Annotated in this window: 11 protein-coding genes; 2 read left to right on the plus strand and 9 right to left on the minus strand. The window is 43.3% G+C overall.

Annotation, left to right across the window (positions count from 1 at the left end):
• The 4 genes from cobD to KGY70_10405 form a co-directional block, all read right to left on the minus strand.
• Positions 1-859: cobalamin biosynthesis protein CobD (gene cobD / locus KGY70_10390; GenBank protein MBS3775587.1), on the minus strand; the 859-nt coding region annotated here is incomplete at its 3' end.
• On the minus strand, positions 849-1,889 hold the full coding sequence (locus KGY70_10395) for a pyridoxal phosphate-dependent class II aminotransferase (protein ID MBS3775588.1): 1,041 nt from the start codon (positions 1,887-1,889) through the stop codon (positions 849-851). The genes KGY70_10395 and cobD, both read right to left, overlap by 11 nt.
• Positions 1,890-1,891: 2 nt before the next feature.
• Positions 1,892-3,376 carry a cobyric acid synthase gene (locus KGY70_10400; protein ID MBS3775589.1) on the minus strand — a complete coding sequence of 495 codons (1,485 nt, stop codon included), beginning with the start codon at positions 3,374-3,376 and terminating at the stop codon, positions 1,892-1,894.
• 62 nt (positions 3,377-3,438) lie between these two features.
• Positions 3,439-4,698: a glutamyl-tRNA reductase gene (locus KGY70_10405; GenBank protein MBS3775590.1), complete on the minus strand. Its 1,260-nt coding sequence runs from the start codon at positions 4,696-4,698 to the stop codon at positions 3,439-3,441.
• Between the two features lie 69 nt (positions 4,699-4,767).
• Here KGY70_10405 and KGY70_10410 point away from each other — a divergent pair, with 69 nt between their 5' ends.
• Together KGY70_10410 and KGY70_10415 are read left to right on the plus strand one after the other, a co-directional pair.
• Positions 4,768-5,574: an SDR family oxidoreductase gene (locus tag KGY70_10410; protein ID MBS3775591.1), complete on the plus strand. Its 807-nt coding sequence runs from the start codon at positions 4,768-4,770 to the stop codon at positions 5,572-5,574.
• Between the two features lie 91 nt (positions 5,575-5,665).
• Positions 5,666-6,430 carry a sirohydrochlorin chelatase gene (locus tag KGY70_10415; protein MBS3775592.1) on the plus strand — a complete coding sequence of 255 codons (765 nt, stop codon included), beginning with the start codon at positions 5,666-5,668 and terminating at the stop codon, positions 6,428-6,430.
• A 35-nt stretch (positions 6,431-6,465) separates the two neighbouring features.
• On the opposite strand, the gene hemE is transcribed toward KGY70_10415, so the two are convergent.
• The 5 genes from hemE to hemC form a co-directional block, all read right to left on the minus strand.
• A complete protein-coding gene (hemE, locus tag KGY70_10420) occupies positions 6,466-7,500 on the minus strand; it encodes a uroporphyrinogen decarboxylase (protein MBS3775593.1) in 1,035 nt (344 codons plus the stop codon).
• Complete coding sequence (gene hemL / locus KGY70_10425) at positions 7,497-8,789, minus strand: glutamate-1-semialdehyde 2,1-aminomutase (protein ID MBS3775594.1); 1,293 nt, start codon at positions 8,787-8,789, stop codon at positions 7,497-7,499. Before hemL ends, hemE begins: the two co-directional genes overlap by 4 nt.
• Before the next feature lie 7 nt (positions 8,790-8,796).
• Entirely contained in the window at positions 8,797-9,771 is a 975-nt protein-coding gene (gene hemB / locus KGY70_10430; GenBank protein MBS3775595.1) for a porphobilinogen synthase, read from the minus strand.
• A 105-nt stretch (positions 9,772-9,876) separates the two neighbouring features.
• Positions 9,877-10,671, minus strand: a complete 795-nt coding sequence (locus KGY70_10435; GenBank protein ID MBS3775596.1) for a uroporphyrinogen-III synthase — start codon at positions 10,669-10,671, stop codon at positions 9,877-9,879.
• On the minus strand, positions 10,668-11,591 hold the full coding sequence (gene hemC / locus KGY70_10440; GenBank protein MBS3775597.1) for a hydroxymethylbilane synthase: 924 nt from the start codon (positions 11,589-11,591) through the stop codon (positions 10,668-10,670). Before hemC ends, KGY70_10435 begins: the two co-directional genes overlap by 4 nt.
• Between the last annotated feature and the right edge of the window lie 167 nt (positions 11,592-11,758).

The raw sequence follows: 11,758 nt of genomic DNA on the forward strand, positions 1-11,758 counted from the left end.
TCATAATATCTATATCTCTGATCTTTCTGTCGGAATGGCCAATGAACGGTTTGGTTATAAGTTCACCATGGTATATATGCGGCCCGCCGAATCTGCAGTTGAGTATTCCTGCCATCGCTGCTTCAGGATAGCCTGCGTTGGGGCTACTATGCAGCGAACCGTATTTTAGAATGAAAACAAAACTACGTGGGCTGGCGGTTATAAGAGCCATCATGCCTGCGGTTATTCTTGCCGGCACAAAATTTAACACATCGTCTGTGCGGGCTGCAAACCAGCCAAAATCACCGTATTTTTCTGTCTTGTATCCGATCATTGAATCTATGGTATTGACCATTTTATAAATGAACATAAGCGGTATCCCACCTATAGCATAATAGAAAAGTGGGGCGATGACCCCATCGCTGAGATTCTCAGCCAGGGTTTCCAGTATCGCAGTACGGACTTGGTTTTCTGAGAGATTCGAGGTGTCCCTTCCTACAATACGGGAGAGATGTTTGCGTCCGGCTTCCACTCCTTTATTTTTAAGAACTTTGGTGGCTTTTAATGCTTCTTCAATGAGGTTGCGGTTTGCAATTCCGTAAAAAACCAGTATGGAGGCTACCGGATAATATACCATGAATGTTTTTTGTGCCAAAAAGATCAAGCCCTGGAAAAATACGCCTGTAATCACTATCAGTAAAATGGTAATGATTGCTCCTTTAATTTTCCGGTTCGTGCCGGAATTGAATTTTTGCTCCGTTACAGCGATGGCTTTTCCAAATACACGAACGGGATGCGGAAGCCACCGGGGATCTCCGATAAGGGCATCCAGCAATAAGCCGGTAATTAGGGGGATGATTATAAACAGCTCACTGTCCATTGTACAATGCTTTTAAACAGACGTTCAAATTCTCCGTCAACAGTTTGTTATGAGAGGGTTTCTGAACGGCCAAACGGATGTACTTTTCATTCAGGCCTCTGAAGTTCGAGGCATCCCTTATAAGTAAGCCATAATGTTCAACCAGAAGATCCTTGAGTTTGCCGCTGAATCTTCCGTTTAATCTGACAAGGCAATAGTTGCAATCCGAGGGTATAACTGTTAAAAGAGGTTCCAGGGAAGTCAATTGATGTTGAAATTGCTGTGAAGCCTTCTTTACTTTTTGTTTGTCAGGTTTCAGTTGGTCATAATGCTCAAGAATATATTGGCCGGCTTTTTGGGCCAACGTATTGACGTTCCATGGCATTCTGTAACGGCGGATTCTTTCTGTTAAACATTGCTGACCCAGCAGGTAACCCAGTCTTAAGCCTGGAATTGCAAAGCTTTTGGTAAAGGAATGTACCACAAGTAAGTTTGGGTATTTCTGGATCAGGGGAATGACCGATTGGAAAGAAGCACACAGTTCACCATAGGCTTCATCTACAACAAACAGGGTATCCGGATAATCCGTAAGGATTTGTTCCAGTTGCTCAAAGGCCGGTAACTTACCATCCGGATTGTTGGGATTGCCCAACCAAACCAGTTCGTTTTCATGTATGTGCCTTTCCCATTTTTCTGAATGGTTTATAAAATTGATGCTGTGCTCATGAGTTTTACATGCATCTTCATACTCGGAGAAGCAGGGGATTAAAATTGCTGACCGGCTTTTCCGGTAGGCCTGAGCAATTAGGTAAAACGCTTCCGTCGAACCATTGGTTACCAAACAGTTTTCGGTATTCAGACCATGAAACCGGGCAATTTTCCCCTGTAGTGCTCCCGCTTCCGGATCAGGATAATGATCTACCAGGAAAAGTTGTTTTTGAAGGTACTTCAACAACTCTGGCGGAGCTCCTTCAAACCAAACGTTGGAGCTAAAATCAGCTACGATGGAACGGTTGTAGTTATGAGAATCGCTGCCGTGTCCGTGGATCATACTTATTCCATTAAGGTTTGGTATATATAATTGATATCGGTATGCTCCCTCACCAGAGCTGCAAGTTTATCGTACTGTTCTTCCTTGTAGGCAGCATAATCAAATGAAGTTGATTGAAGCCCGGAAGTTCCGTTCTCGCTTAGAATGTGGTTGATTACTTCCTGATTGTCGAAAATACCGTGAATATAGGTACCCCATGTTTTGTAGTTCAAAAAATAACCGTCATTATGGTTTTTATCAGTGATGCATAGGGGTTCTCCGTTCTGATGGTTTGTTTCTCCCATATGAATCTCGTAACCTTTGCATTCCATACTGCCCCCAAGAAAAGAGAAGGTACATTGTTCCGTAGTTTTCTCCTGTGATAAGGTTGTTTCCACGGGTAGAATCCCCAACCCCGGAATGAACGCAATATCGCCTTCTACATGATAGGGATCGGCAATGGACTTACCCATCATTTGATAACCTCCACAGATGCCATATACGGCTTTACCAGCCTCGTGATGCTTCTTAATGCTTTTAGCCAGACCCCGTTTTCTTAAATAAAACATATCCGATATGGTGTTTTTTGAACCCGGAATGATCACTATATCTGCATTGTCAAGGTCATCGGGATATGCGGCATAGTATAGATGAACTCCGGGAGTCCTTTCCAGTACATCAAAATCAGTAAAGTTCGACATATGGCGAAGCAGAACAATCGCTATATTAACTTTCCCGGCGGAGCTTGCTCCTTTTTTATTTTCCAGAACCACGGAATCTTCCTCTTCGATATGGATGTCATTGAAATAAGGCAGGATGCCTACAACGGGGACACCTGTTAAATTCTCCAGTTTTTGTTTACCCGTTTCAAACAATCCCGGATCACCACGAAACTTATTGATGATGATTCCTTTTATCAATCGTCGTTCTTCAAGGGGCAATAATTCAAGGGTTCCGTAGATGTTTGCGAAAATACCACCTTTGTCAATGTCTGCTATCAGGTAAGTAGCAGCCTTTGTTGCAACTGCCACGTGCATATTGGTAATATCCTTGTCTCGCAGGTTCAGTTCGGAGATGCTCCCTGCTCCTTCAATAACTATTGGGGCATAATCGTTTTCCAGCCTTTTGTAGGATTGCATAACTTTATCAAATAGCCGATACCGGTCAGTAGAAGAAAAATAATCTGATGCCGACCGGCTCCCAATGGGTTTTCCGTTTAAAACTATTTGGGATTCTAAATTATTACTCGGCTTCAGAAGAACTGGATTCATATCACTGCGGCAGGAAACACCACAAGCTTCTGCCTGCACAGCTTGGGCTCTTCCAATTTCCAATCCTTCGTGGGTCGCATAACTATTCAGCGACATATTCTGTGCTTTAAAAGGAGCGGGATGATGATCATCCTGTTTGAATATCCGGCAAAAAGCTGTATTGATAATGCTTTTTCCGACATCAGAGCCTGTTCCTACAAACATTATCGGCCGCTTTATATGGGCTGGCTTGGACATATATGGTCTAATGTTTAATGATATCAAAATTTTATACTTAAAAACCGGAAAAAAACAACATGTTACTTTTTATGTAATCTGAACATGGAAGTTATCACCTCTGCCGGTGTATGATGCTTTGAATTATTGTTTCTCAAATAATTGATGCATTGCCTGGATATCTTGTTGATGATGCTATCGGTAAGCTCTTCGACATGATCCATCTGATGGTCCGGAATTTTATCTTTATACTTATGCATTTCCCTCTGTTTTACAGAAGTAAGATAATCCTGAAAACTTGAAAAAACCGGGGAAAGATAATTTATCTTCAACCAGGAATAAAATTCCTCTATTTGTTTGTCAATGATCTCGTCGGCCTTTGGAATGCTTTCGTTTCGTATTTTTAATACCGATTCATTCTGCTCCTGCAGCGCATCAATTGTGATCAGATTGATTGCAGTCAGATCTTCTACTGATGAGGATACATTTCTGGGCACCGAAAGATCTAAAACAATCTTTGGGCTGTTCTGGTGAATATCTGAGAAAGGCTCTGTAGTAAGCGTGGGCTTTGTTGCTCCGGTAGCCACAATAATTATTTCAGAGTCTTCAACTTGTTTTTTAAGATTCTCAAGTTCATCATAATTGCAATTATATTCACCGGCAAACTCTTTTGCCCTTTCGGGAGTTCTGTTAACCACCGTAAGTTGTTCTGGTTGGATATGTTTTAATAAATTATCACATGTATTTCTTCCTATTTCACCAACACCAAACAATAAAACCCTTGAATTCCCAAGATCATTTGCATGATCCCTGATGTATTGAACAGCGGCTCTTGATATGGAGGCAGCCCCTCTGCTAAGGGATGTTTGGGTTTTAATTTTTTTGCTGGCCTGGTTTACATATTGTATCAATCGTTCGGTAAAGGTGTTGACCATATCCGAGTCATACGAATTTTTGAAAGCTTGCTTTAGCTGCCCGGCGATCTCCAATTCTCCCAGTATTTGCGAATCCATTCCGGTTGCTACTCTGAAAACATGTTTTACGGCCGTGTGCCCCTTTTGAAAATAACAGTAGGAAGTGAATTCTTCAAGGCTAGCCTGGCTGTATTTTCTGAAAAGGTAAGCTATCAATTCACTATTTTCTGTATAGGCATATATTTCTGTTCTGTTACATGTAGAAACCGGAATTATGGAGCCAACACCACTTGTTTTTCCTTCCTGAATGATTTTGTATTTTACTTCTTCTGAGAAATGAAATTTTTCCCGTACATCTACGGGACATGTTTTGTGACTAACTCCGATGACAATGAATTGCTGTAAAGATTGTCGTATCTGCTGTTCCATTATTTAAACTTCTTTTAACCTAACAAAGATAACTATTTTTTATTTTTGCCAAATCATAAAAATGCGCTTATGAATATAAGCATTCTGGGATGCGGATGGCTGGGGTTCCCTCTGGCTAAGTACTTGATGGATGAAGGTTATCTGGTTAGGGGATCTTCTACAAAAAAGGATAAATTGGATATGCTGGGCAACCATGGCATCATTCCCTATAAAATAGAATTAATGCCTGAATACAAAGGGGAGAATGATTTTCTTAACAGTGAAATTTTGGTTATTAATTTTCCACCTCCCAGGAATCGGAATGACATTGAAACCTATCTGAAGGCTCAGATCGATTCGCTGATGAAAAAACTCAGTCATTCTCCCGTTCATCGTGTTCTTTTTGTTAGTTCAACTTCGGTTTATCCGCCCCTGAACCGTGAAGTATATGAGTCGGATGCACAGCATCCTGCCAGGGATGCTGGAAAGGCATTATTGCTGGCCGAACAGATACTGAAGGAAAATCCTCAGTTTGAAACTACCATCATTCGGTTTGGCGGCCTTATAGGATATGGGCGAAATCCGGCCCGGTTTTTGGCTGGCAGAAAAAATCTCAGAAACGGTGATGCCCCGGTCAATCTTATACACCGGGATGACTGTGTTGCCATTATAAGCAGGATCATTGAAAAAGACAAATGGGGTGAGGTATACAATGCATGTACCGACGCGCATCCAACAAGAAGGGAATTTTACACAGAGGCAGCAAAAAATGCAGGATTGTCTTTGCCGGATTTCAATGATTCTTCAGAACTGTCTTTTAAACTGGTGAATTCCGATAAGTTAAAATCCGATTTGAATTATCGGTTCCATTATCCCGATCCAATGCAATGTATATAAAGATAAGCTGGCTTGAGGAATAATACAAAGTTACATTGAATTATCAGGTTTTTACCTTAACCTGAATTTTAGGTTATAACAACAAATCATTATGAGTTTACAAGCAATTTTACTTTGTGGGCATGGAAGCAGAAAGAAAGAAGGTGTTGAGGCTTTGGTACAATTGTCCGAAAAAATGCAAAAGCGGTATGATGAAATAAAGGTAGATTATGGTTTTTTAGAGCTGTCTTCTCCTACCTATTATGATACGATCCGAAAATTATACGACCAGGGTATCCGTGATATTGTAGCCATTCCCGTATTTTTGTTTACGGGCATTCATCTGAACTATGAGATTCCCGGGCTTATGAAACAATATCAGAATGAAATGGAGGGATTGAAAATTACATTAACTTCAAATATTGGGATCAATGAGGAACTGATTCAGCTGGCGGAAAAAAGGATTATTGAAGCAGAATATGCAAAATACAGAGAAAGTCTGGATCATAGCAATGATATTTTGCTTACTGCGGCGGTGGGCAACTCCCTGCCGGAAGCGAATGCGGAGGTTGCCAAATTGACCCGCCTGATCTGGGAAAAAATCAACTTTGGTTTTTCTCAATATGCTTTCAGCAGCAAATTAACATTCCCCTCCGTTGCTCAAACACTACAAATAATTAAAAATTGTGCTTTCGGCCGGATCGTTGTTTTCCCTTTATTGCTTTTTCCGAGCCTTCACCTGGATAAGATCTTTATGTCCGTCGAAGAGTTCAGAAAAGAGAATAAAAAGGAGGTGGTATTTGCCGAGCCCTTTGGAGTTGACGAGTTTCTGATCGATATTCTGGTAAGACGACACAAGGAGGTTTCCGGGAGCTAAAGCAGGAAATCCGAAATCCTGCCTCCAGGATGGCTTTATGACCGCTTCCACTCCGTGGATTTAACCCAGTCCACCACAAATTTGATGTTCTCGGGTGGGGTTTCGGGCCTGATGCCATGGCCAAGGTTGAATATCCATCTTTTTTCATTCCTTCCGAATTCAATATATTCTTCCAGCCTTTTTCCGATCTGCTTTCGATCGGCAAGCAACAAACGGGGATCGATGTTTCCCTGCAATCCCATATGTTCATCCTTTCTATTCCGCATCATGCTGATGGGTGTTTGCCAGTCAATTCCGAGATAATCGCCAAATGAAAGGTCCATTTCCGTATATCCCCTACCAATGCCTTTGGGGAAGAATATCACCGGGACATTCTTTTTGCGTATGCCCTGGATGATTTGTTGCACATATGGCAGACACAGGTTCTTGTAAACAGGCCAGGGCAAAGTCCCGGCGTGGGTGTCAAATATCTGGAAAACATCGATACCCGCATCTATCTGGGCCGAGGCGTAGTCAATGGTCATATCCGTAATGGTTTTCATCAGCTTATCGAAAGCCCCGGGTTTTTCATACAGATATCTGGCTACTTCAGGAAAATCATTTTTGGAGCCTTCACCCCTTAGCATGTAGCACAAAAGTGTGAAGGGGCCTCCACAAAAGCCAATAACCGGGATGTCTGCCGGTTTTTCCTTTTTTACCAGTTTTATGGTGTTGGTTACCGTTTCAAATTTCTCTTTGTGGCTTGAAAGGAGTTGCTGGGGATCATCAGCCTCCGCCAGTGAGAAATCAAGCCTGGGGCCGCCTGCAGCGAAGGAAGTCTTCATCCCCAGGGCCTCGGCAATAATCAATATGTCGGTGAAGATAATGGCCCCGTCGACACCCAGTTCCTGCAAAGGTTCCAAAGTTACCGAGGCAGCAAGCTCAGGTGTATTCATAATTTCCTGGAAGGAATACTTTTTCCGCAGTTTTTGGTAATAAGGAAGGGTTCGTCCCGCCTGCCGCATAAACCAGACAGGGGGACGGGCATGAGGCTTTCCTTCTATGGTATCTAGTAAAATGGAGCTGTTCATGAGTTGATTTCCTGTAATGCTTTGTAATGGGCCTCCAGAAAGGCTGAAATATCATCGTCGCTATGAGCTTCCGAAACAAACATGCATTCAAATTGTGAAGGTGCCAGGTAAATCCCTTTGTTTGATATGGACCGGAAGAATTCTGCATACCGTTTGGTATCCGAGGCAGATGCCGACTCGAAGGAGTTTATCTGCTCCTTTTCATTAAAAAACAAAGTCATCATAGAACCAACACGGTTTACTGTTCCAGGTATACCGTTGTCCTTTATGTTTTGCTCCATACCCTCTGCTATCTTTTTTGATTTGCTTTCCATATTTTCGTAAAATCCTTCTTTGTTCAGTTCGTTAAGCATAGCTTTGCCGGCATTCATGGCCAGCGGATTCCCCGAGAGTGTTCCCGATTGATATACCGGACCGGCAGGCGAGAGATGCTCCATAATTTCTTTGCTTCCGCCGAAAGCACCTACAGGTAGCCCTCCCCCGATTATTTTTCCCAGGATTGTCATATCGGGTGTCACGTCATAATATTCCTGGGCTCCTCCACGGGCAACCCTGAATCCTGTCATTACCTCGTCAAAGATAAGAAGGGACTGATGTTTCTTTGTGATTTTCTTTAAGCCCTTGAGGAAAGAGGGATCTGGCGGCACGGTGCCCATGTTTCCGGCTACCGGTTCCAGGATGACCCCGGCTATGTTATCGCCATACTGATCAAACAATTGTTGAACCGATTCAAGATCGTTGTAATGAGCAACCAAGGTATCACCGGCTGTCCCTTTGGTTACACCGGGGCTATCAGGAAGTCCCAAAGTCATGACTCCCGAGCCTGCCTGTATAAGGAAGGCATCGCCATGGCCGTGGAAACAACCGGAAAATTTAACAATGTAATCTTTTCCCGTATAGCCGCGGGCCAGACGGATGCCGCTCATGGTGGCTTCAGTTCCCGAATTAACAAAGCGTATCCTTTCAATGGAGGGGACCATCTCCTTGACAAGCTCTGCAATTTCAGTCTCCGTTTCTGTTGGGGCGCCAAAACTGGTTCCTTTTTCGGCTGCCTTCGTTACGGCCTCCAATATGCGGGGATGTGCATGTCCCAAAATCAAAGGACCATAGGATGAGACAAAATCAATATATTCGTTTCCGTCGATATCCCAAACTTTTGAGCCTTTCCCCCTGTCTATAAAAAGGGGTGTTGAATCAACACTGGAATAGGCTCTTACAGGAGAATTGACGCCTCCTGCTATGGCATTTTTTGCGCGTTTGAATGCCTCAATGCTTTTTTGAATATTCATAGTTCATCTATTTTTTTAGAATGTTTGCCAGCTCTTTAGCATGATAGGTTATGATAATGTCCGCGCCGGCCCGTTTGATCGATGTGGCAATTTCAGTGATTAACCTGTCGTTATCGATCCATCCCTTTTCAGCGGCTGACTTAACCATTGAAAATTCGCCGCTCACATTGTAGGCCGCTACCGGAACGCGGAATTCATGTTTTATACGGTAAACAATATCCAGGTAATTCATGGCCGGTTTGACCATAACGATGTCGGCGCCTTCCTCCAGGTCGAGGGCGATTTCCCGCACTGCTTCATCGCTGTTGGTGATGGGCATCTGATAGGTGGAGCGGTCGCCAAATTGCGGCGCGCTCTCGGCGGCATCCCGAAAGGGTCCATAGAAAGCTGATGCATACTTTGCTGCATACGACATGATCGGAAGATATTCATATCCGGCGTTATCCAGTTCTCTGCGTATATGGCCAACCCTACCATCCATCATATCGCTCGGAGCCACCATGTCAACTCCTGCCTGGGCAAGAGATACCGACTGTTTTCCAAGCGTTTCGAGGGTTTTGTCATTGTGTACATCACCATTCACAATGGTTCCACAGTGCCCGTGTGTTGTATATTCACAATTGCATACGTCGGCAATTACATACATCTCCGGAACTTCCTTCTTGATTGCCCTTATGGCCTGCTGAACGATTCCGTCCTCACGGCAGGCAACACTCCCGTCCTCATCCTTGCTCTCAGGTATTCCAAACAGTAGGATAGCAGGAATACCCAGACCGGCGACTTCTTTAACCTCTTTGGTCAGCATATCAATGGATAGCTGATAATTGCCCGGCATGGAATCAATAGGATTGCGAACTTTTTTGCCCGGACATACAAAAAAGGGCATAACCAGATCATCTGTTGAAATGTGTGTCTCGGAAACCATCTTCCTGAGCGTACTGGTTGTACGCAACCTTCTCATTCGTATTTGAGGGAATCCCATGTTAGTATTAATTTAGATGTTAATATATCTGTAAATATTCGTTACCAAAAAATAATTTCTTACAAATATGCTATTTTGCACCAATTTGGACAAACCATACATACACTATTCTACAATTAGCTGATCACCTGCATGAAAATACTGCACAATATCCTCTATAAGCGTTTTTATATTGGGTCTCCGTGCCGTCAACAACAGATTACCACCCTGGCTTTCTATGGCTTTTTTTGTGGTCGTTCCGATGCTGGCTGCCCTGATCTTCTCAGGGCTGATCTCGTTTTGGGTTAAATACACCAGATTATTAAAAGTAGAGGGACTTGTAAAAACGATCATATCATAATCGTCTGCCGTAATCTTTGAGAGCAGCTCTCTGTCAACATGCCTGGGGATTGTGTTATGATATACAATCAGGCGGCTACAGTTTACAAATCCTTCGAAATATTTTTCATATTTATAAGACGCCATATTGCCCATGGCCAGTAAAACATGCTGATTTTTTCTAAATAGCTTCTCCTGTAAATGCCGGAAAAAATTGTCCGAAGTCTTGGCCTTACTGACATAATCAGGGTTTATACCATTCTCAGTTAAACAGGAGGCACTTTTTTGGCCATATACACCAATTTGCAGACCGGAGGGTAACTGACCGGAGGGATGCACTTTTTTATATAGCTCAAGGAAATACCGCACGCCGTTTTGGCTGGTAAACAAGAGCCAGTCGAAATCATAGATATTATTCAATACATGCTCAATCTCAGAAGAAAATACTGCGGGTTGAATTTCTATCGTGGGAAGGTTATACACCGTAGCTCCATATCTTCTGAGGGGTTCGGCAAGCTTATCAGCTGTATCCGGGGTTCGGGTTGTAAATATCGTTCTGTTTTTAAGGGGTTCAGAATTCATGCCTGGAATTGTATGTTTTCATTTTCACATCGGTCCAGCATTTCTCCAGCCAGTTTTTTGGCAATCTCCTCGCCCTGTTCGGGGGGACCGCTAACTTTCATACGGATCGACCGCTTCATGGATCTATCGCCTATCAATCCTTCTATGTTCATAACTGAGCCGTTTATTTTGGCATAGGCTGCAACCGGAATCTGGCATCCGCCTCCCAGCTCCTTCATAAACTTCCGTTCGGCCATTATTTCCAGTTCTGTCTCCTTGTGGTTGACTGCCTGAAGAAGATTAATTAACTGGCCATCGCTCTTCCTGCATTGTAAAGCCAGTACTCCTTGTCCTATGGCCGGAAGGGAAACATCTACCGGCATAATATGGCTGGAGTCATATTGCCTGCCGGCACGTTTAAACCCTGCCGCCGCCAGAACAATGGCATCATAGTCATCGTGTTCCAATTTTGACAACCTGGTATCAATGTTACCCCGTATATCTTTACAATGGGCGTCGGGCCTGATACGGCGTATCTGTACCTGCCGGCGGGGACTACCTGTGCCTACCACGAATCCTTCCCGGATGGTATGTATGGTTGAACCATCCCGTGTGAGAAAAAGATCATTGGGGATTTCCCGCCTGGGGAAGGCACATAGCTCAAGATCCTGATCCACCTTTGTGGGTACGTCTTTTAGGCTGTGGACCGCAAAATCCATTTCTCCGTTTAACAGGGCCTGCTCTATCTCCTTAACAAAGACGCCCTGTCCTCCAAACTGCGAGAGAGATCTTTCCTGCCTTCGGTCTCCCTTGGTCGATATTTTATGGATTTCAAAGGTTGCTTCAGTGTAATGCTGTTTTAAAAGGTTGACTGCCTGCTCCGTCTGCCTGTAGGCCAGTTTGCTGGCACGCGTAGCTACTTTATATGTTGTTTTTCCCATAGATCTGTTTTCAAACCTTTCCCTAATTTGGACAAGCCAAAACCAAAAAGGATGCTTTCAAGGAATTTAATGTATTTCCGTTTTGGCTTGTTCAAATTACCGGATCTTTTTCGCTATTATCGCCTTTATAAAGGCAAATTTAGTTTTGTTTTGCGACAATACAAAAT

This window comes from Bacteroidales bacterium (assembly GCA_018334875.1).
In the GTDB taxonomy this organism is placed as follows: Bacteria; Bacteroidota; Bacteroidia; order Bacteroidales; family UBA12077; genus JAGXLC01.